We start from the raw sequence: 21109 nt of genomic DNA, 5'->3' as shown, positions 1-21109 counted from the left end.
CCCTCGAGAAATCTCCCTCAGACACCGCTCAACAAGATCGACTTCTCCCAACATAAGAGCGCCTAACAATAGCCCGCCGACCTCGCTCGAGCGCCCGCTCGCTTGAGACAAACGGTACGCGCATTAGATTGCACGCGTGGGCAAGCTGTTGGTGCCGGACGAACTCTGGGAGCGAATCGAACCTCTATTGCCGAAGGCGGAGCCGAAGCCGCAGGGCGGCCGGCCGCGCACGCCTGATCGAATCGCCCTGACGGGGATCTTGTTCGTGCTGAAAACGGGGATTCCTTGGGAATATCTCCCGCAAGAGCTCGGCTGCAGCGGCATGACGTGCTGGCGCCGGTTGCGCGACTGGCAGCAGGCTGGCGTCTGGGGTCAGCTCCACAAGGCATTGCTGGATGAGCTCGGCGGGGCCGACAAGATCAACTGGGAGCGTGCTGCGCTGGATGCCTCGCTGGTTCCGGCAAAAAGGGGGGTGAAGAGACTGGCCCGAACCCCACAGATCGCGGCCGGCCGGGCACGAAATATCACATTTTGGTCGATCAGAATGGTATCCCGCTCGCCGTCGAGATGACGCCGGCGAACGTCCATGACTCGAAGATGTTCACGCCTATGGTGGATGCGGTACCGACGATCGCGCGGCCTTGCGGCCGACCGCGGCGCCGCCCCAAGAAACTGCACGCCGATAAGGCCTACGACGACCCGGCCCTGCGCTTGGCTTGCCATCTGCGCCACATCGTGCCCCGCATCGCTCGCAAGGGCATCGAGTCGTCGGAGAAGCTCGGCCGTTACCGCTGGGTCGTCGAACGGACGATCGCATGGCTCCGCCGCTTTCGGCGCTTGACTGTGCGGTATGAACGCCGTGCCGATATTCACCGAGCGTTCCTCCAGCTCGCCGTGTGCCTGATCTGCCTCTGCCATATCCAGGCCGGGTTTTGTTAGGCGCTCTAAGCTCAGACGGCGCAGTCTCACCTCCTCCGATCTGAACGAGGAGCTCAAGGACGTAGCAACGAGCAACATCAGTACATCGAAGCAGCACTCCCAGGAGACACGACACAGTGGCAACAGCCGATTGATACACGCGCCCCTGCACAACGGCACAGTTATCGATCTTCCAATACGCATGCAGAGCCTCATCTTCTGTAGATGCGGATTCAAGCTCCTTAAGAGCTCGTGGAATATGCTCTGCGCCTCCTTCTGCACGCAAGCTTACCCAGTCATGACGAGACATTTCCCATTCCATGCTACTTCACCTTATCGGAGGCAAACTGCGTTTTTTCAGGAAATGGATCACGCCCATACTTCATCTCACATCTGACACATACTGGAACCTCTCTAAATGGAGCGCCGCCGCGTCTTGGACGAACGGCCTCGGTAAACTTTACCTTGCTTGGGTCATTACCCAGAGCTTCCACAACTCGGTCCTCGGCACACAAACCTCCTCCGGAACACCCAGTCGCAACCTGACCGGTTTCCGTATTATAACCACCAGTGACTGCCGCAGGTCGCTCCGGTGGCCTGAGAGGCCCCAGTTCTGTAGCTTTCGTGTCGCGCGCAGCTCGTGCCGCAGCTCGGCCGGCGTCTGTCTTTTCAGCCTTCTTCGTCGCATCCCGAACGGCGTCCGCCCCGTCAATGGCGCGCTTGACATCCTTCAAATCGCTGGCGCTGACCGGCAAGAACTCGCTAGCAAGCGAGGCCCCTGCGATGAGCTTATCAACCACGGATGCATTCGGATCGACAACCGTCTTGACGTCCTGAATATTGTCCGCGAAGGCATCAGCAGCGTCCGCCCCCTTGAGCAGCTTTCGGCCGACCTTGATCACCTTCGTCAACCACGAGCGGCCATCCGGATCCCCATAGATGACGGGGTTGTTTCGCGCATAGGTATAGAGCCCGAGATTCACCGGCTCGTAGAGTCCGCCGTTGGGCGCGCCCCGCATGTACTGGTCCAGGATCGGATCCGGGCTCAACCACACCCCGAGCCGCGGCTCGTAGCTCCGCGCTCCGTAGTGGTACAGCCCCGTCGACAGGTCGAGCTCCTTGCCGTTGAACAGGTACGGCTGCCGGTTCTGGAACCGCGAGTCCGTCTGGTCGGCCCACAGCTCCCCGCTCGGCAGGTACTCCGCGTGCTGGCTCAGCGCCTGGTCCGCGTCCGTGACGTACTGCGTGCTCCCGAGGTGGTCCGGGTGGTAGTACAGCACCGGAGGCACCGGGAGCCAGTCCGCGTCCAGCTTGCTCGCGATCCGCGTCTCCCCCGCGAAGATGTGCTTTGTCGCGTACTGCCCGTTCCGCAGCACCAGGTGCTGGTCGACGTACGCCGTCTCCTCCTCCCCGGCGACCCGGTGCAGGTGCACCCGCCGCTCGCCCGCACCGTCGTACAGCGCCCGCGAGATCTCCTGGGTGTTCTCCTTGACCAGGACCAGACGACCATCCTCGTCCCACTCCAGGCTGCGCTGAGGACTGCCCCGGTACCGCCACTCGATCTGGCGACCGCTCGCGTCGTACCGCAGCTCCCGCAGCCGCGGCTGCGACTCCGCGACCACGTACTCGTCCACCTCTCTCGGCGCGTGCGGCCTCGGGCCGTTGTACCGATACGCGTTCCGGTACGTGCTCTCCCGGATCTCGTACTGCTTGTTCCAGCCGCCGCGGCCATCGGAGGCGTACTTCGCGACCTCCTGGCCCTTCTCCTCCACGTTCCCGAGTACGTCGTACTTCAGGCCCAGGTTGTACCGCTCCTGCTCGTTGCCCCGCTCCTGGTAGATCCCCGACGCGTCCGTGAGCTGATTCAGGTCGTCGTACTGGAACCTCTGCTGCGTCGCCGCCACCATCACGCTGCCGCCGAGGCTCTCGTCCAGCGGCACCTCGTTGTTCAGCTCCAGGATGTTGCCGACCAGATCATACCGGTAGCGCAGCCGCTGGAACGGCCTCGGCGCCCGCCCCATCCACCGCATCTGCGCGCTCTGGTGGTCCGCGTCGACGTCCTCCAGCCTTCGCGTCGACTCGTCGTAGCGGTACCGGGTCTCGACTCCGTTGCCCGCCACCATGCGCACCCGCTGCCCGTGCTCGTCGTACCCGATGTGCCTCAGGTACTCCGTCGTCCTCGGCTCGTTCGGGCGCTGCTGATTGATGCCCTGGTTCTCGCCGGTCGCCGTGATGAGCAGCCCGCCGTGATCGTACCCGTAGCGCACGACCTCCTCGCCCGACCCGGGGAAGCGCAGCTCCTGCATCCGCCCCAGCGCGTCGAACGCGTACCGCATCGTCGCCTCGTACGGCCCCCGGTGCGGCTCGCGCAGCCTCGGGAACTCCGCCGTCAGCTCCGCCACGTTGCCGTATCGATCATACCCGTAGCTGCGCGTCCCCGCCGCGCTCGTCTCCTCCTTGACCCGCCCGGCCCGGTTGCCCTTCGCGTCGCCGCCCTCGTTCGGCTTCCCGTACGTGTAGACGACATCCTCCGTCACCGGATAGTCGATCTTCCTCAGCCGGTTGTGCTCGTACTCGTACCGGATGAGCTGCCCCCGCTGGGCGAGCTCCGCGTCCTGCTTCGCGCGCAGGTTGCCGACCAGGTCGTACCGCCACTCGGTCCGCCCCGCGTCCGGGCTCACCAGCTCCACCATGCGGCCCACCGTGTCGTAGGCCGCCTGCGTCACGTTCCCGTTCGCGTCCGTTACACGCTCCAGCTCGTCGAGCGGGTTGTGCTCGTACCGCGTCACGATCTGCCGCTCCACCCCCTCGATCCGGTTGAACTCCTCCACCACCCCGATCCGGCCACCGACGTCTGAGCAGCGCCTTCAAGATGGAGGGGCGTTCGCGTCGATCACCATTTCCTCGAACAGCAGCCGCCCCTCGAACATCGACAGGTCGTGCTCGATCGCCGTCCGCGCGTACCCGTCCGACCCGTTCGTGTCCGGCCGCTCCACCAGCCGCACCCGCGACAGCACGTCGTGCTGCATGTGCGTCGGGCGCAGCATCTCCACCGCCACGAACGCCGTGTCCGGCTCCACGCTGAACACCGGCTGCCCCTGGTCCACCACGCGACCGAGCGCGTCGAACGCCACCGCCCCGCTCACGCTCATCCCCACCTCGGTCCCCGTGCCCGTGTCCCGCTCCAGGTCCTTCCTGGTCTGCAGCACCCGCCCCAGACCGTCCGCGAACGTCACCGTCACGATCGGGTCGCCCGGGTGCTGCACGTCCTTGTGGCTCGTCTTCGCCCACGCAGGCAGCGCCACCGACAGGTCCGACTGCAACGCGTACTCGAACCCGACCGTCGGCTCCCCCGCAGCACCCAGCGCGTCCAGTTCCTCCGCGCTCCAGACCTTGCTCAGCCGGCCGAACTCATCGTTCTCCAAGCAATCAACTTCCAACCGCGTTCGCTACTTCGCTCGAACGGTTATTTCGAAGGCGAGACCGCTTCGCGAGCGCGAGTATATTTTATATTTTTTCCCCATTTCATCCTCGCGCTCTATGGACACATAGTCATCATAGGCAACAAATCGCGCAACACGCCAAACCTCGGAAACAAAATCGGGAACATCCGGCCCCACCACGACCAACGCCGCACCCTCAACAATCAAAAACCAATCGTCCCTGAGGATACTACGAACCTCAACCGATATTGCCTGAAGAACATCTTCAGTATCAACACATCTATTCATGGCTTTGGAATGTACCTTCCTCCCTCAGCAGGAGAAAACACAGTCACAATATCTCTGGCCTCATTCGTTACCACCGTATTACCACGCGAATCAGAATATTCCCAGGTCTTTCGACCAAACTCATCCACCTTTCCAACCCTTCTCTTTGAGTTATTTCTCACAATATCATCAATAGCCTTATCCGAAAACCCGCGCTGAGTCGCACGCTCGCTCGAGTGCTTCGTGTGCCTCAGGCCACCCGGTGTTTCTCCTGGACTTGCGGACTGAGCCGCCGACTTTCCGCCGTTGCTGTCCCCACCGGCCGCCGCCATCTGCATGGTCACGGCGCCCTGCATGACAGCGGCACTGCCGCTTGCAATGAGCACCCCCGCCGCCTCGACGCCTGCCACCGCGACCGGGACCGCTACAGGCGCCGCCGTTCCGCCCGAGCCGACCGTCGCCGCGACGCCGCCGGCAGCCGATCCTCCGGCGATCGCTCCGCCTGCGGCCATCTGAACGACGCCACCTGCGATCTGCCCCGCGCCCATGCCGAGTCGAAACGACTCTGTGTCTCGCGGGGGTGGGAGGAACCCGGCCATATTGCCGACGACGGGAGTCGCGCCGAGCACAAATCCGTACGAGAAGCCGAGCACGGTGTCCCCTGCACGCGCCAGGCCCGCTTCGATTTCCTCTGCTGTCGGCCATTGCCCCGTGGGATCCGTGAGCACAAGCGGGTTGTTCCAGGTGTACGTGTACAGCCCCATGTTGATCGGCCGGTACACCCCCCCGTTGATCCTGCCGGTCATGTAGTCGGCGAGCACCGGATCCGGGCTCAACCACACCCCGAGCCGCGGCTCGTAGCTCCGCGCCCCGTAGTGGTAGAGCCCCGTCGACAGGTCGAGCTCCTTGCCGTTGAACAGGTACGGCTGCCGGTTCTGGAACCGCGAGTCCGTCTGGTCGGCCCACAGCTCCCCGCTCGGCAGGTACTCCGCGTGCTGGCTCAGCGCCTGGTCCGCGTCCGTGACGTACTGCGTGCTCCCGAGGTGGTCCGGGTGGTAGTACAGCACCGGAGGCACCGGGAGCCAGTCCGCGTCCAGCTTGCTCGCGATCCGCGTCTCCCCCGCGAAGAGGTGCTTCGTCGCGTACTGCCCGTTCCGCAGCACCAGGTGCTGGTCGACGTACGCCGTCTCCTCCTCCCCGGCGACCCGGTGCAGGTGCACCCGCCGCTCGCCCGCGCCGTCGTACAGCGCCCGCGAGATCTCCTGATTGTTCTCCTTGACCAGGACCAGACGACCATCCTCGTCCCACTCCAGGCTGCGCTGAGGACTGCCCCGGTACCGCCACTCGATCTGGCGACCGCTCGCGTCGTACCGCAGCTCCCGCAGCCGCGGCTGTGACTCCGCGACCACGTACTCGTCCACCTCTCTCGGCGCGTGCAGCCTCGGGCCGTTGTACCGATACGCGTTCCGGTACGTGCTCTCCCGGATCTCGTACTGCTTGTTCCAGCCGCCGCGGCCATCGGAGGCGTACTTCGCGACCTCCTGGCCCTTCTCCTCCACGTTCCCGAGTACGTCGTACTTCAGGCCCAGGTTGTACCGCTCCTGCTCGTTGCCCCGCTCCTGGTAGATCCCCGACGCGTCCGTGAGCTGATTCAGGTCGTCGTACTGGAACCTCTGCTGCGTCGCCGCCACCATCACGCTGCCGCCGAGGCTCTCGTCCAGCGGCACCTCGTTGTTCAGCTCCAGGAGGTTGCCGACCAGGTCATACCGGTAGCGCAGCCGCTGGAACGGCCTCGGCGCCCGCCCCATCCACCGCATCTGCGCGCTCTGGTGGTCCGCGTCGACGTCCTCCAGCCTCCGCGTCGACTCGTCGTAGCGGTACCGCGTCTCGACCCCGTTGCCCGCCACCATGCGCACCCGCTGCCCGTGCTCGTCGTACCCGATGTGCTTCAGGTACTCCGTCGTCCTCGGCTCGTTCGGGCGCTGCTGATTGATGCCCTGGTTCTCGCCGGTCGCCGTGATGAGCAGCCCGCCGTGATCGTACCCGTAACGCACGACCTCCTCGCCCGACCCGGGGAAGCGCAGCTCCTGCATCCGCCCCAGCGCGTCGAACGCGTACCGCATCGTCGCCTCGTACGGCCCCCGGTGCGGCTCGCGCAGCCTCGGGAACTCCGCCGTCAGCTCCGCCACGTTGCCGTATCGATCATACCCGTAGCTGCGCGTCCCCGCCGCGCTCGTCTCCTCCTTGACCCGCCCGGCCCGGTTGCCCTTCGCGTCGCCGCCCTCGTTCGGCTTCCCGTACGTGTAGACGACATCCTCCGTCACCGGATAGTCGATCTTCCTCAGCCGGTTGTGCTCGTACTCGTACCGGATGACCTGCCCCCGCTGGGCGAGCTCCGCGTCCTGCTTCGCGCGCAGGTTGCCGACCAGGTCGTACCGCCACTCGGTCCGCCCCGCGTCCGGGCTCACCAGCTCCACCATGCGGCCCACCGTGTCGTACGCCGCCTGCGTCACGTTCCCGTTCGCGTCCGTTACACGCTCCAGCTCGTCGAGCGGGTTGTGCTCGTACCGCGTCACGATCTGCCGCTCCACCCCCTCGATCCGGTTGAACTCCTCCACCACCCCGATCCGGCCACCGACATCCCGGTACGTATTGCGCACCTTGCCGTTCGCGTCGATCACCATCTCCTCGAACCACAGCCGCCCCTCGAACATCGAGAGGTCGTGCTCGATCGCCGTCCGCGCGTACCCGTCCGGCGCGTTCGTGTCCGGCCGCTCCACCAGCCGCACACGCGACAGCACGTCGTGCTGCAGGTGCGTCGGGCGCAGCATCTCCACCGCCACGAATGCCGTGTCCGGCTCCGTGCTGAACACCGGCTGCCCCTGGTCCACCACGCGACCGAGCGCGTCGAACGCCACCGCCCCGCTGACGCTCATCCCCACCTCGGTCCCCGTGCCCGTGTCCCGCTCCAGGTCCTTCCTGGTCTGCAGCACCCGCCCCAGCCCGTCCGCGAACGTCACCGTCACGATCGGGTCGCCCGGGTGCTGCACGTCCTTGTGGCTCGTCTTCGCCCATGCCGGCAGCGCCACCGACAGGTCCGGCTGCAACGCGTACTCGAACCCGACCGTCGGCTCCCCCGCGGCGCCCAGCGCGTCCAGCTCCTCCGCGCTCCAGACCTTGCTCGGTTCGCACCCGACCGGCACCGCGGCCTCTTCCGCAAGGTCACTCGGCCCCCAGACCGCGCTCAGCCGGCCGAACTCGTCGTACCGGTGCACCATCGTGTGGCCGTTGACGTCGGTCTCCTGCGCGACCGTGCCGTACAGCAGATTCGGCACGCTGTTCGAGTGATACCCGAAGCTGTCGCTCACGCACGTGCGGAAGCTGTGCGTCGGCTCAAGCCTGAAGTGGGGCAGCCATTGACGCGCAACATTCAATACATCAGCTTCCTCGCCCGCTCATCGCTCACTGCCTTTGACGGAGAAGACGGACCCTTCCCAGCCGTATAAGATCACCGCCCCAGGCCTCAGATCCACTTCCATATGTCCACCTTGCGGACCTGAAAACGCAACCTGTACGCTTTGCCCTGGTGAAAGCACCACCTCTTCGGCCCACGGCTCCAAGGTGAGACGAATCTCGGAGTCGTTGCTATTGGTAACAGAAATGACTCCATGCGTATTATACATATCGCTCATGTTCCTTGCTATTCCCTTCATCGTAGGATCTTGACTGCTGCTTCCATGAGCTCTGCGCGCCCCTGGGCAGATGGATTAGCAGGATTACGAAGAGTCTCGTTTCGATAGAACTTTGCCCATGCCTCGGCGATATTTCGAGTGACACCAGCTCGCTGGAGCCCTTCACGAGTCATGTTCGGAATCTGCGACCTAGCTGCATGGGTGTAGATCCCAAACTGACACGAAATCATTGGAGTTTTCTGGGCGGGTAGGTCCATCCGGTGACAGAAATCTCGGAGGCGTGAGAAAATGTCGCGGCTGTTCGGAATTGATATGGCATGGCCAGACGATCGACGGTGACGACGGTACCTGAGGCATCTGCGAAAACGAAGGGACGGCGGAGAATGCCAACAGGTTTGAGACAGGCCGGACGAGAATCCTATGAGGGCATGGCGCTGAGGAGCGCGTTCCGGCTCTGGGCAGCGTCCGGTCGGGGCGGCTGCGGCACGGCGGTGTGCGTGGCGCCAGATTCGGGCGCGGCGCGGGTGGTGGCCGTGTGCGTCGGCGCCGCGGCCTCGGAGGCGGCGTCGTCGACGGACAGCGGGTTGATGACTACCGAAGCGGGCGGCCTGCGCACGACGGGCGGCCCGTTTGGGAAGCGTTCCGGATGCGCGGCGTAGGCCGTGTCCAGGGCGACCTGGCGCCGAGCCGCGACATCTTCGACTCGGCCATAGAATACATCAGCAGGTGTGAAGAGCGCAAGTCCAGAATGCTGATGAAGGTCGTTATCCCAGGTGAAGAACTCCTGGCACCACGCTCGTGCGTGAGCCAGCGAGGCAAAGCGGTCCGGATAGTCGGGCTGGTACTTGAGCGTCTTGAACTGCGACTCGGAGAAGGCGTTGTCGTCGCTGACATGAGGCCTGCTGAAGCTACGAACGACGCCGAGCGAGCCGAGGAGCTGGGCGAGCCCCTCCGACCTCATCGCGGAGCCGCGGTCGGCGTGCACCGTGAGCGAGCCGGGCTCGACGTCGTGGCGGGCGACGGTCTCCGCGAACAGGTGCTCGGCGAGCTCTGCGCTCTCGCGCTCGGCGAGCAGCCAGCCGACGGTCATGCGACTGAACAGGTCGAGGGCGACGTACAGGCAGTAGAAGACCCCGGGCAGCGGCCCGCGCAGCTTGGTGATGTCCCACGTCCAGATCTGGTTGGGAGCCGTGGCGGTGAGCGTCGGCTTGGCATGCTTCATCGGCCCACGCTGCGCGCGTCGCCCGCCGCTCTCGCCGGACGCCGCGAGCAGGCGGTACATCGTGCGGATGGAGGCGAGATAGACGCCGCGCGACAGCAGCGTCGCGTAGACCTCTGGCGGGGGCTGGTCGACGAACTCCTCGCTGTGCAGCACGTCGAGCACGGCTTGCCGTTCGGGGTCGCTGAGCCGGCGTGGGCTCGGAGCGGGCCCGGTCAGCGCGGGCGGCTTCGCGGGCTGGGTCTGCCGGTAGAGCGTGGCGCGGCTGACGCCGAGCGCCGCACACGCCTGGGCGATGGGGACGTGCGGGTCATCGAGCTCCTCGATGACGTCCATCAGCGCTCTTCGTCGGTCGTGAGATTGACACCCAGAATGGCAGAGACTTTTTTTTGGAGGTCGATGAGCTTCTCAGCGAGCGCGAGCTTCTCCTCGAGCCGCGCCGAGCGCTTCTCAAGCTCGGCGATGCGCCGGTCCTTCGCGTCGTGCTTCGGCTTGCGGCCGGGCTTGCGCCCCGCGAGAGCCTCGCTGCCGTGAAGGGCGAGCTGCTTGCGCCACGCCGCCAGGAGAAAGCTGTAGATGCCCTCGCGGCGCAGCAGCGCCTCGATGTCCCCGCGCTCGGTGCACGCGGCCGCTGCGCGAACGATGCGCAGCTTCTCAGCCGCCGAGAACTTCCGCCTCTTGCCCGGCTTCGGCAGGGTCTCGACGGCGACGCCACTCGGGCGGGGAGCAGCGCCCTGCGCCGCTGGGGCGGGGGTAGGATCGACGGATCGGAGATGGGAAGGCTTCGGCATGGGTCAGGTCCATTTTCCGCCCTCTCACCACAGATTTCCAGGGGGAGCCTGTCTCACCCGACGTTGGCACAGAGGGGCACCTCGCGAGCTGGCGAACGCCGTGGTTGCGACGCGCGCTGATCCTCGTGCCTGGAAGGTTGGCCCGGTCGGGTCGCGGCACGACCCTGCACGTGCCAGTGCGCTCGCAGCTCGCTCGCCGGCTCAATTGAGCTCGGAACCAGCCGAAATCATGGCGGGGGGTAAGGGGGGCGTGTGCCGTCGCGGCGCGCTGAGCACGCCCAATTGTAATTGACGTCGCATTCGTCGGCAGAACGCCGCTCGCGCGTCGCCTCGTACCCCGCGGGCGCGAAATCCACGCTGAGAAAGCCGAACAGCGCCCTCACGCGTGTCAACCGCTTCATGAGCGCCTGTTCCTGCCGCGACAGCTCGATCTTCCTGGGTGGTCGCCCTCGCATGCCGAAGCTTACGCCACCCAGGGGAATATGTTAAAAAAACTTGTCGAACAGTCCACTAGGCCAGGACCTCAATGCCAACAAGAACCCCTCTTAAGTCGAAATCAAGCACCACGTCCGGCCCCTCGTAGTTTCCGATCAGGTCACGCAGTCGAACGGACTTGGACATCTTGCATGGACTGGTTCCAGGATGAGACGGCAGCCGAAGGTATGCCACATCGGCATCATCCTCGGACACGCGCAACTCGAATCCTCCACCATTCAGTTTTGACTCTGATTCGCTCATTGTGGCGACCTCCACTCCAGGACTGTCTTCAGCTTCAGAGTTCCTTCTTTAACCTGGTAGACGACAGCGCCTCCCTGCCCGAACCCAGGAACAATCACCCGATCGGCGTGCGCAGTATCTCGAATGGCTCCGCTTGGCAGGCCACCCTTTTCGATTCCAGCTCCAAACTCCTGGAGCGCAGCGCGGGCCTCCTTCACGGTGCCAAATCCCGCACGCTCCACTGCCCTTTCGGCAGCATGTGGCATATTGCTATTCACGACCTTGTTGACTGGAATACCCAGTCCTCCCCTTGCGGCCTGAGACGTCGACTTTCCGCCGTTACTGTCCCCACCGGCCGCCGCCATCTGCATGGTGACGACGCCCTGCATCACAGCGGCTTTGCCGCTGACGATGAGCACCGCGCCCACCTCGACGCCTGCTACCGTGACCGGGACCGCCACGGGTGCCGCCGTTCCGCCCGAGCCGACGGTCGCCGCGACGCCGCCGGCAGCCGATCCTCCGGCGATTGCTCCGCCCGCGGCCATCTGAACGACGCCGCCTGCCATCTGCCCCGCTCCCATACCGAGCCGGAACGATTCGGTGTCCCGAGGGGGCGGGAGGAACCCGGCCATATTGCCGACGACGGGAGTCGCGCCAAGCACAAATCCGTACGAGAAACCGAGCACGGTGTCCCCTGCACGCGCCAGGCCCGCTTCGATTTCCTCTGCTGTCGGCCATTGCCCCGTGGGATCCGTGAGCACGAGCGGGTTGTTCCAGGTGTACGTGTACAGCCCCAGGTTGATCGGCCGGTATGCCCCCCCGTTGATCCTGCCGGTCATGTAGTCGGCGAGCACCGGATCCGGGCTCAACCACACCCCGAGCCGCGGCTCGTAGCTCCGCGCCCCGTAGTGGTAGAGCCCCGTCGACAGGTCGAGCTCCTTGCCGTTGAACAGGTACGGCTGCCGGTTCTGGAACCGCGAGTCCGTCTGGTCGGCCCACAGCTCCCCGCTCGGCAGGTACTCCGCGTGCTGGCTCAGCGCCTGGTCCGCGTCCGTGACGTACTGCGTGCTCCCGAGGTGGTCCGGGTGGTAGTACAGCACCGGAGGCACCGGGAGCCAGTCCGCGTCCAGCTTGCTCGCGATCCGCGTCTCCCCCGCGAAGATGTGCTTCGTCGCGTACTGCCCGTTTCGCAGCACCAGGTGCTGGTCGACGTACGCCGTCTCCTCCTCCCCGGCGACCCGGTGCAGGTGCACCCGCCGCTCGCCCGCGCCGTCGTACAGCGCCCGCGAGATCTCCTGGGTGTTCTCCTTGACCAGGACCAGACGACCATCCTCGTCCCACTCCAGGCTGCGCTGAGGACTGCCCCGGTACCTCCACTCGATCTGGCGACCGCTCGCGTCGTACCGCAGCTCCCGCAGCCGCGGCTGCGACTCCGCGACCACGTACTCGTCCACCTCTCTCGGCGCGTGCGGCCTCGGGCCGTTGTACCGGTACGCGTTCCGGTACGTGCTCTCCCGGATCTCGTACTGCTTGTTCCAGCCGCCGCGGCCATCGGAGGCGTACTTCGCGACCTCCTGGCCCTTCTCCTCCACGTTCCCGAGGACGTCGTACTTCAGGCCCAGGTCGTACCGCTCCTGCTCGTTGCCCCGCTCCTGGTAGATCCCCGACGCGTCCGTGAGCTGATTCAGGTCGTCGTACTGGAACCTCTGCTGCGTCGCCGCCACCATCACGCTGCCGCCGAGGCTCTCGTCGTATGGCACCTCGTTGTTCAGCTCCAGGAGGTTGCCGACCAGGTCATACCGGTAGCGCAGCCGCTGGAACGGCCTCGGCGCCCGCCCCATCCACCGCATCTGCGCGCTCTGGTGGTCCGCGTCGACGTCCTCCAGCCTCCGCGTCGACTCGTCGTAGCGGTACCGCGTCTCGACCCCGTTGCCCGCCACCATGCGCACCCGCTGCCCGTGCTCGTCGTACCCGATGTGCTTCAGGTACTCCGTCGTCCTCGGCTCGTTCGGGCGCTGCTGATTGATGCCCTGGTTCTCGCCGGTTGCCGAGATGAGCAACCCGCCGTGATCGTACCCGTAGCGCACGACCTCCTCGCCCGACCCGGGGAAGCGCAGCTCCTGCATCCGCCCCAGCGCGTCGAACGCGTACCGCATCGTCGCCTCATACGGCCCCCGGTGCGGCTCGCGCAGCCTCGGGAACTCCGCCGTCAGCTCCGCCATGTTGCCGAAGCGATCATAACGGTAGCTGCGCGTCCCCGCCGCGCTCGTCTCCTCCTTGACCCGCCCGGCCCGGTTGCCCTTCGCGTCGCCGCCCTCGTTCGGCTTCCCGTACGTGTAGACGACATCCTCCGTCACCGGATAGTCGATCTTCCTCAGCCGGTTGTGCTCGTACTCGTACCGGATGACCTGCCCCCGCTGGGCGAGCTCCGCGTCCTGCTTCGCGCGCAGGTTGCCGACCAGGTCGTACCGCCACTCGGTTCGCCCCGCGTCCGGGCTCACCAGCTCCACCATGCGGCCCACCGTGTCGTAGGCCGCCTGCGTCACGTTCCCGTTCGCGTCCGTTACACGCTCCAGCTCGTCGAGCGGGTTGTGCTCGTACCGCGTCACGATCTGCCGCTCCACCCCCTCGATCCGGTTGAACTCCTCCACCACCCCGATCCGGCCACCGACGTCCCGGTACGTATTGCGCACCTTGCCGTTCGCGTCGATCACCATCTCCTCGAACAGCAGCCGCCCCTCGAACACCGACAGGTCGTGCTCAACCGCCGTCCGCGCGTACCCGTCCGGCGCGTTCGTGTCCGGCCGCTCCACCAGCCGCACCCGAGACAGCACGTCGTGCTGCAGGTGCGTCGGGCGCAGCATCTCCACCGATACGAACGCCGTGTCCGGCTCCGTGCTGAACACCGGCTGCCCCTGGTCCACCACGCGACCGAGCGCGTCGAACGCCACCGCCCCGCTCACGCTCATCCCCACCTCGGTCCCCGTGCCCGTGTCCCGCTCCAGGTCCTTCTTGGTCTGCAGCACCCGCCCCAGACCGTCCGCGAACGTCACCGTCACGATCGGGTCGCCCGGATGCTGCATGTCCTTGTGACTCGTCTTCGCCCACGCCGGCAGCGCCGCGACTCGATCCGTGGTTTAATTCAGAAGCTCCGGAGGTCGGGATCTTCACTGGACCGGACTTGCGACATCAAATCCGGGTATTCTCGAACGAGCCGCCTCGCTGCGATTGCTCCGTATCGCCGAACAAGCGCGTCTTCATGCCTCAGCATCGTGGCAACCGTCACAGGATCAATTGAATCACCAACAGTCAAGGTCATAAGCGCTTGTCGATGCGTCTCATAGCGCTGTCCCCAATGCTCAAAATACCGTCGAACTGCATCGAGCTGCGAGATGTCGGCATTAGCCATCAGTCGCATAGCAAGACGCCGCAACGCGTCGTCCGCGCTTCGCAACATTCGGACCACATGCGCAAACTTCTCGGCATGCTCACCCTTGCCACAGACCGCAAGAACTTCCATCGCATACCACTGAACATGCCTATCTGTGGAACTCACCAACGGAACAATATCGTCAATTACACTCGAAGCTTTGCCACCCAACTCAGACGCAACAAATGACGCCGCTCGCTGAACAAACGCGTCCTCACTTCTCAGGAGAGGGCGAAGCGTTTCCAGCGGAAGCCCCTCAAAATATCTTTGCAGAAGAGCATATGCCCGACCACCCTCGTCGAATTTGCGCGAATCTGCCAGCAGGTCGCTGATTAGCTGCTCTCCATCACTGCTCTGTGTCATCGGTCCTCTAGGTGTTTCTCGATGTGCAGAATGAGCTGCTGTTCCGCCGTCTGGCGTTGGCCATGCGGCTTGTGCGGCCCCGATAGCCAGCCGACATTCACACTCGGCATCAGGAACGAACCCAAATGAACAGCACCAAACAGCCACAGTCAGCACCCAACAAGACCACCAATGCGATTTCAACACCGCGCCCTACGCATCGGGCCCCACATAGATGTCACTACTTGGTGGTGGCGGCATCGAGGACCATCCCATTGCCTCAATCAGTTTTACTGAGAGGCGCCGCACCTCAGACCATTCTGGATCGTGACGAAGCGCATCGTCTGTCCAGAACCGAATATTTTCAGGGCCACTCATCGCGTCTAGCTTGTCATCAAGCGCCTTGAGGTGTGCATCCTGTTCATCAGTTAAGAGCACCAACCTGACATTTGAAGGGATCTTGCGAACACACTCTTCAAACTCGAGAGCCAACTCGTCCGCCACACATACGAAGGGTGGAAACAAGGAGCGTTGCACATCAAACTCCTGCGCCAATGCCCGAACGGCCCACTCGAGTTCTTTAATTCGCTCGTCCACCTTTTTGCTCCGAACCGCTCATCGAGCCCGCCTAATCGGGATTATTTTCGCCTTATCGCCCGGCCCTGGCACATAGGTACGCGGGTTCACGACTTTAATCGTGCCTCGCGTGCTGGTGGAGATATTCACATACGGGCCACCGTGTCGTCCGCCGCCAGGATGCATACGAATCTGCGTAAGCTGAGGATGGCCTGCGACATCAATAACCTCGGCAAGTTTGGATCCTTTCGTCGAGGCTCGGACCGTAGCCTTAAAACCCTCCGCGTTCAACACCTCCGCGACTTCCGTTGCCGACTTCCCCCACAACGATTCCGGGTCCGACAAGATTTTAGCCACAGTCAAGCCCGCTCCCCGCCTTGCGGAGTCTCGCGGTGGCTCTGGTGTTTCCGCCGCAGGAGGCGCGGGCGGCTTGGGCGGATCCTTCGCTCCATCCCCTCCCGCCGCCGGCGGCGGCGGTGGCGCCGGCACAGCAGCGGGAGGTGCCGGGGCAGGCGCAGACTCGGAGGGCTTTGGTGGATCTCCGCCCGTGACAGCGCCGTAGATCAGATATCCACCATAACCTACGGCTCCTACAATAACCCCGCCCGCGACGATCAGCTCTCCGACCGGCGTCGGCTCGGCCAATGCCGCCGCCGCGGCCGTGGCGAGAACCTTCTCCCATTCAGGAGAAACGTTCCACCGACCGTTCGGATCCCTGATGATTACGGGATTGTTCCAGGTGTACGTGTACAGCCCCAGGTTGATCGGCCGGTACGCCCCTCCGTTGATCCTCCCGATCATGTAGTCGGCGAGCACCGGATCCGGGCTCAACCACACCCCGAGCCGCGGCTCGTAGCTCCGCGCCCCGTAGTGGTAGAGCCCCGTCGACAGGTCGAGCTCCTTGCCGTTGAACAGGTACGGCTGCCGGTTCTGGAACCGCGAGTCCGTCTGGTCGGCCCACAGCTCCCCGCTCGGCAGGTACTCCGCGTGCTGGCTCAGCGCCTGGTCCGCGTCCGTGACGTACTGCGTGCTCCCGAGGTGGTCCGGGTGGTAGTACAGCACCGGAGGCACCGAGAGCCAGTCCGCGTCCAGCTTGCTCGCGATCCGCGTCTCCCCCGCGAAGATGTGCTTCGTCGCGTACTGCCCGTTCCGCAGCACCAGGTGCTGGTCGACGTACGCCGTCTCCTCCTCCCCGGCGACCCGGTGCAGGTGCACCCGCCGCTCGCCCGCGCCGTCGTACAGCGCCCGCGATATCTCCTGGTTGTTCTCCTTGACCAGGACCAGACGACCGTCCTCGTCCCACTCCAGGCTGCGCTGCTGACTGCCCCGGTACCGCCACTCGATCTGGCGACCGCTCGCGTCGTACCGCAGCTCCCGCAGCCGCGGCTGCGACTCCGCGACCACGTACTCGTCCACCTCTCTCGGCGCGTGCGGCCTCGGGCCGTTGTACCGATACGCGTTCCGGTACGTGCTCTCCCGGATCTCGTACTGCTTGTTCCAGCCGCCGCGGCCATCGGAGGCGTACTTCGCGACCTCCTGGCCCTTCTCCTCCACGTTCCCGAGGACGTCGTACTTCAGGCCCAGGTTGTACCGCTCCTGCTCGTTGCCCCGCTCCTGGTAGATCCCCGACGCGTCCGTGAGCTGATTCAGGTCGTCGTACTGGAACCTCTGCTGCGTCGCCGCCACCATCACGCTGCCGCCGAGGCTCTCGTCGTATGGCACCTCGTTGTTCAGCTCCAGGAGGTTGCCGACCAGGTCATACCGATAGCGCAGCCGCTGGAACGGCCTCGGCGCCCGCCCCATCCACCGCATCTGCGCGCTCTGGTGGTCCGCGTCGACGTCCTCCAGCCTCCGCGTCGACTCGTCGTAGCGGTACCGGGTCTCGACCCCGTTGCCCGCCACCATGCGCACCCGCTGCCCGTGCTCGTCGTACCCGATGTGCCTCAGGTACTCCGTCGTCCTCGGCTCGTTCGGGCGCTGCTGATTGATGCCCTGGTTCTCGCCGGTTGCCGTGATGAGCAGCCCGCCGTGATCGTACAGGGTATGAACGTGGTGTGGCCTCGCTGCCGGACGCTGCGCGAAGGACTGGAGCGGAGACGAGAGGTGGACTGGAGCGGAGTGGCACGAGCGCGCGGCAGAAAGGCGTCGTGTCGTGGGGGCGTCGTCTGCCGCGCGCAGGCAGCGCGCGGGCGAGGCGCAGGGAGGCGGAGCGGAGCCTGGGGGGACGAAGCGCGCCTCGCCCGCTTGCCGCCCTGAGGGGGAGAGGAGAACGCGGCCGTTGGGGAATCGAGGCGCCAGGGAGGCCCTCGGAGCGAGCCGACGACCCCGAGCTGACAAAGGACTTGCAAAGGCGTCGTCCCATGCTGGCCTCCCTCGCACCGGGCATGGGACGGGGTGAGACGCTGTCTCAACCAAACGTGCGGTGCGAGGGGGTCGTTCACCCCGGGGTCGGTCGGTTACGAGTATGGGTCCAGAACCCGCTGTCGTATGTGACCGCCCCTCCGGCCCACCCGGTTGAGCTGGGAGCTCGAATAGGTAGGTGCCGTACGACCTGTTGTTTCGTCGGCGTGCTGGACCGTCGGCCTCGAGGGCCATCCAGCTCGCCGGGTCCCGCGAAGGGGACTCGCTCGCCTGGGCACCCGGGCAGCACGACCCCGCTCGCACCGCACGAGGTGAATCATGACTGTCGTGGGGTTGGATGTCGGTGATCATCACGTCCCGCGTCCGATCGGTGAAGACCGCGGCCGCGTGATCGCCAGCGTTCACCGTTCACCGCCCGCACCACCTGCGCCGATCTGGGCCCCGCTCGCCTCCGCAGCGTAGACGTTGGGCCCGCCGAAAAGTCGAAGGCCCGAGGGCTGCCACCCTCGGGCCTTCTGGAGCTCCGCCTTGTCGGAGTCCCCCACCCTCATCACAAGCCGGGCTCCAGGTCCAGAAATCGGCGGCATGGAGCTCGTTGCCTTCGTCCACCTACCGCCTCGCCCTCTGCGCCTGCTGCCGCGTCCAGCTTCGCCTCTGCCGTCGCTGCGATCGCGGCCAGCGCCTCTGCCTCGACTGCCGCCCGCTCCGGCGTCGTGAGTCGCTCCGCCGCGCCGGCGCCGCCTATCGGACCCGGCTTCGCGCTCGCCGCCTCCATGCCGCTCGCCAGGCCCGGTACCGCGAGCGGCAGCGGGACAAGTTCTCGGCGCAGAAAGTGACGCATCACAGGGTGACGGAAGCCGCGGCCGCGTCGATGTCCCAGGTCGCGCCGGAGATCACCCCCGGCCGAAAGGACAACGATGACGATCGGATCCGAGATGTCGGCCGCTGCTCGCTCTGCGGAGCGCGGCTTCCACACTGGGCCATGCGCGAGCGGCGCGCTCGGCCAGCTCTCCACCGACGCGCTCCCCGCGTCCCACGAGGGCCTCCGCGGTGACGGGAGGTGGCGGTGATCGCCAAGGAGAAGGAGGCCGAGATCCTGCGCCTCTACCACGGCGAGAAGTGGCCCGTTGGCACCATCGCCAGCCAGCTCGGGCTGCACCACACCACCGTGCAGCGCGTGCTCGGGCAAGCGGGCGTCGACCCGAAGGTCGTCGCGCCGCGCCCGTCCATGGTCGACCCGTTCGTGCCCTTCATCGTCGAGCAGCTCGGCAAGTATCCCTCGCTGCGCTCGAGTCGCCTCTTCGTCATGCTCAAGGAGCGCGGCTATCCGGGCGGTCCGGATCATCTGCGCCGAGTGATCTGCCGTCTCCGCCCCAAGAGGCCGGCGGAGGCATTCCAGCGGCTCCGCACGTTGCCGGGCGAGCAAGCGCAGGTTGACTGGGCGCACTTCGGCAAACTGGCTGTCGGCCGGGCTCGGCGACCGCTCTGGGCCTTCGTCATGGTGCTCAGTTACTCGCGGCGGATCTTCCTGCGCTTCTTCCCGGGCGCGGCGATGCCCTTCTTCGTGCGCGGACACGTCGAGGCGTTCGCCGACTTCGGCGGCGTGCCGCGCGTGCTGCTCTACGACAACCTCAAGAGCGCCGTCGTCGAGCGCCACGGCGACGCGATCCGGTTCCACCCCATGCTGCTGGATCTCTCAGCCCATTACCGCTTCGAGCCGCGCCCCGTCGCCGTCGCCCGCGGTAACGAGAAGGGCCGCGTCGAGCGCGCCATCCGCTATGTCCGTGAGGCGTTCTTCGAGGCCCGGGCCTACGCCGACCTCGACGATCTCAACCGGCAAGCGGCCGAGTGGACAAGCTCCGCGGCGCTCGATCGCTCCTGGGTCGAGGACCGCAGCCGCACCGTGCGCCAGGCCTTCGACGACGAGCGCAGCGTGCTCTTGCAACACCCCGACACGCCGTTCCCGGCCCACGAGCGCGTCGAGGTCGAGATCGGAAAGACCCCCTACGCGCGCTTCGATCTCAACGACTACTCCGTCCCCCACGACCGCACGCGCCGCACGCTGGTCGTCTTCGCCGACCTCGATCAGGTGCGCATCGTCGACGCCAACGAGATCGTCGCGACCCACGCCCGCTCGTGGGACCGTGGCCAGCAGATCGAGCAGCCCGAGCACATCCAGCGCCTCGTCGACGAAAAGCGCCGCGCCCGCGAGCACCGCGGCCTCGATCGCCTCGCCCGCGCCGCCCGCAGCAGCCAGGCCTTCCTGCGCATCGTCGCCGAGCGCGGCGACAACGTCGGCAGCGCGATCGCTCGGCTTCTGCAGATGCTCGACGCCGTCGGCGCCGCCGAGCTCGAAGAGGCCCTCGTCGAGGTGCTCGAGCGCGACACGATCCACGTCGGAGCCGTCCGCCAGGTGATCGACCGCCGCCGCTCCGAGCGCCGTCTGCCGCCTCCGGTCTCGATCCCCGTCACGCGCGGCCAGCACGCCAACGTCGTCGTCACGCCGCATTCACTCGCCACCTACGACGCCCTGAAGAAGGACTCGACGCCATGACCGACTTGACGCCCACCGAGACCAAGTCCCGTCTCAAGAGACTCGGTCTCTTCGGCCTGCTCGCCTGCTTGGATGAGCTCGCCGACAAGCCCTGGCTTCACGAGGTGCTCGCCATCGAGGAGCGCGAGCGCCACAAGCGCAGTCTCGAACGCCGCCTCAAGAACTCCCGCGTCGCCACCTTCAAGCCCATGAGCGACTTCGACTGGTCCTGGCCCAAGAAGATCGACCGCGAGGCCGTCGACGACCTGTTCACCCCCGGTTTCGTCGCCACCGGCCACAACGCCGTGCTCGTCGGCCCCAACGGCGTCGGCAAGACCATGATCCTCAAGAACGTCGCTCACCAGGCTGTCGTCCGGGGCCACACGGTCCGCTTCTCGACCGCGAGCGACATGCTCGCCGACCTCGCCGCGCAGGAATCCTCCGCCGCGCTCGCGCGAAGGCTGCGCCGCTACACGGTCCCCGCGCTTCTCTGCATCGATGAGGTTGGCTACCTCTCCTACGATAGCCGCTACGCCGACCTGCTCTTCGAGGTCGTCACCCGTCGCTACGAGGCGCGGAGGCCGATCCTGCTCAGCACGAACAAGGCCTTCTCCGACTGGGGCCAAGTCTTCCCGCACGCCGCGTGCGTCGTCACGCTCGTCGACCGGCTCGTGCACCGCGCCGAGGTGATCGAGATCGAGGCCGAGAGCTACCGGCTCAAGGAAGCCAAGGAGCTGAGCGCCCTCCGCACCAAGCAGCGCCGCGCCAAGAAGCGCTGAGCCGCCTCTTTCCCGGGATACCTCACCGGCATCGGACGTGG

At 65.7% G+C, this 21109-nt stretch carries 16 protein-coding genes and 1 pseudogene; 3 read left to right on the top strand and 14 right to left on the bottom strand.

The genetic code is table 11. The features are described 5' to 3' along the window. Positions 1-136: 136 nt before the first annotated feature. Positions 137-939, top strand: a pseudogene (locus tag WMF31_RS42110) (IS5 family transposase). 302 nt (positions 940-1241) lie between these two features. Here the strand turns inward: WMF31_RS42110 and WMF31_RS42105 are convergent. The 14 genes from WMF31_RS42105 to WMF31_RS42040 all read right to left on the bottom strand — a co-directional run bounded on the left by WMF31_RS42105 (position 1242) and on the right by WMF31_RS42040 (position 18597). Further along, positions 1242-3749 (bottom strand): RHS repeat domain-containing protein, encoded by a 2508-nt coding sequence (locus WMF31_RS42105; RefSeq protein ID WP_436607497.1) that lies wholly within the window; start codon positions 3747-3749, stop codon positions 1242-1244. A 36-nt stretch (positions 3750-3785) separates the two neighbouring features. Then, complete coding sequence (locus WMF31_RS42100; protein WP_436607496.1) at positions 3786-4343, bottom strand: hypothetical protein; 558 nt, start codon at positions 4341-4343, stop codon at positions 3786-3788. A gap of 24 nt (positions 4344-4367) precedes the next feature. Next, entirely contained in the window at positions 4368-4649 is a 282-nt protein-coding gene (locus WMF31_RS42095; RefSeq protein WP_436607495.1) for a hypothetical protein, read from the bottom strand. Further along, positions 4646-7963 (bottom strand): RHS repeat domain-containing protein, encoded by a 3318-nt coding sequence (locus WMF31_RS42090; RefSeq protein WP_436607494.1) that lies wholly within the window; start codon positions 7961-7963, stop codon positions 4646-4648. Before WMF31_RS42090 ends, WMF31_RS42095 begins: the two co-directional genes overlap by 4 nt. 120 nt (positions 7964-8083) lie before the next feature. Continuing rightward, a complete protein-coding gene (locus WMF31_RS42085) occupies positions 8084-8320 on the bottom strand; it encodes a hypothetical protein (RefSeq protein WP_129356193.1) in 237 nt (78 codons plus the stop codon). Positions 8321-8337: 17 nt separating this feature from the next. Then, on the bottom strand, positions 8338-8577 hold the full coding sequence (locus tag WMF31_RS42080; RefSeq protein WP_420878008.1) for a DUF4951 domain-containing protein: 240 nt from the start codon (positions 8575-8577) through the stop codon (positions 8338-8340). 161 nt (positions 8578-8738) lie between these two features. Further along, a complete protein-coding gene (locus WMF31_RS42075) occupies positions 8739-9875 on the bottom strand; it encodes an IS3 family transposase (RefSeq protein WP_436607493.1) in 1137 nt (378 codons plus the stop codon). After that, the gene (locus tag WMF31_RS42070) at positions 9875-10330 is read right to left on the bottom strand and encodes a transposase (RefSeq protein WP_207213746.1); all 456 of its coding nucleotides are present in this window, start codon (positions 10328-10330) and stop codon (positions 9875-9877) included. Before WMF31_RS42070 ends, WMF31_RS42075 begins: the two co-directional genes overlap by 1 nt. Positions 10331-10840: 510 nt before the next feature. Beyond that, positions 10841-11068 carry a DUF2283 domain-containing protein gene (locus tag WMF31_RS42065; RefSeq protein WP_129356191.1) on the bottom strand — a complete coding sequence of 76 codons (228 nt, stop codon included), beginning with the start codon at positions 11066-11068 and terminating at the stop codon, positions 10841-10843. Continuing rightward, a complete protein-coding gene (locus WMF31_RS42060) occupies positions 11065-14130 on the bottom strand; it encodes an RHS repeat domain-containing protein (protein WP_436607492.1) in 3066 nt (1021 codons plus the stop codon). Before WMF31_RS42060 ends, WMF31_RS42065 begins: the two co-directional genes overlap by 4 nt. A 59-nt stretch (positions 14131-14189) precedes the next feature. Beyond that, entirely contained in the window at positions 14190-14840 is a 651-nt protein-coding gene (locus WMF31_RS42055; RefSeq protein ID WP_436607491.1) for a HEAT repeat domain-containing protein, read from the bottom strand. Positions 14841-15032: 192 nt separating this feature from the next. Next, a complete protein-coding gene (locus WMF31_RS42050; RefSeq protein WP_436607490.1) occupies positions 15033-15416 on the bottom strand; it encodes a hypothetical protein in 384 nt (127 codons plus the stop codon). An 18-nt stretch (positions 15417-15434) separates the two neighbouring features. Further along, a complete protein-coding gene (locus tag WMF31_RS42045) occupies positions 15435-17300 on the bottom strand; it encodes an RHS repeat domain-containing protein (RefSeq protein ID WP_436607489.1) in 1866 nt (621 codons plus the stop codon). A 1006-nt stretch (positions 17301-18306) separates the two neighbouring features. Continuing rightward, positions 18307-18597, bottom strand: a complete 291-nt coding sequence (locus tag WMF31_RS42040; RefSeq protein WP_436601510.1) for a hypothetical protein — start codon at positions 18595-18597, stop codon at positions 18307-18309. A gap of 225 nt (positions 18598-18822) precedes the next feature. Between WMF31_RS42040 and istA the strand changes: the two genes are divergently transcribed. Together istA and WMF31_RS42030 are read left to right on the top strand one after the other, a co-directional pair. Beyond that, positions 18823-20310, top strand: coding sequence for an IS21 family transposase (gene istA / locus WMF31_RS42035; protein WP_436607148.1), 1488 nt, complete (start codon positions 18823-18825; stop codon positions 20308-20310). Then, positions 20307-21068: an ATP-binding protein gene (locus WMF31_RS42030; RefSeq protein WP_436607147.1), complete on the top strand. Its 762-nt coding sequence runs from the start codon at positions 20307-20309 to the stop codon at positions 21066-21068. Before istA ends, WMF31_RS42030 begins: the two co-directional genes overlap by 4 nt. The last annotated feature ends 41 nt before the right edge of the window (positions 21069-21109 follow it).

The organism is Sorangium sp. So ce1036 (genome assembly GCF_051369805.1).
GTDB lineage: Bacteria > Myxococcota_A > Polyangia > Polyangiales > Polyangiaceae > Sorangium > Sorangium cellulosum_F.
Note: the sequence above shows the minus strand (reverse complement) of the source record. Positions and strands in the feature narration are given on the sequence as shown.

Coding starts and splice junctions, on each gene's coding strand:
- WMF31_RS42085 (WP_129356193.1), bottom strand. CDS start 8,320: ATGAGCGATATGTATAATACGCATGGAGTCATTTCTGTTACCAATAGC.
- WMF31_RS42040 (WP_436601510.1), bottom strand. CDS start 18,597: ATGCGTCACTTTCTGCGCCGAGAACTTGTCCCGCTGCCGCTCGCGGTA.
- WMF31_RS42070 (WP_207213746.1), bottom strand. CDS start 10,330: ATGCCGAAGCCTTCCCATCTCCGATCCGTCGATCCTACCCCCGCCCCA.
- WMF31_RS42030 (WP_436607147.1), top strand. CDS start 20,307: ATGACCGACTTGACGCCCACCGAGACCAAGTCCCGTCTCAAGAGACTC.
- WMF31_RS42075 (WP_436607493.1), bottom strand. CDS start 9,875: ATGGACGTCATCGAGGAGCTCGATGACCCGCACGTCCCCATCGCCCAG.
- WMF31_RS42080 (WP_420878008.1), bottom strand. CDS start 8,577: ATGGACCTACCCGCCCAGAAAACTCCAATGATTTCGTGTCAGTTTGGG.
- WMF31_RS42060 (WP_436607492.1), bottom strand. CDS start 14,130: ATGCAGCATCCGGGCGACCCGATCGTGACGGTGACGTTCGCGGACGGT.
- WMF31_RS42045 (WP_436607489.1), bottom strand. CDS start 17,300: ATGGTGGCGGGCAACGGGGTCGAGACCCGGTACCGCTACGACGAGTCG.
- WMF31_RS42095 (WP_436607495.1), bottom strand. CDS start 4,649: ATGAATAGATGTGTTGATACTGAAGATGTTCTTCAGGCAATATCGGTT.
- WMF31_RS42055 (WP_436607491.1), bottom strand. CDS start 14,840: ATGACACAGAGCAGTGATGGAGAGCAGCTAATCAGCGACCTGCTGGCA.
- WMF31_RS42065 (WP_129356191.1), bottom strand. CDS start 11,068: ATGAGCGAATCAGAGTCAAAACTGAATGGTGGAGGATTCGAGTTGCGC.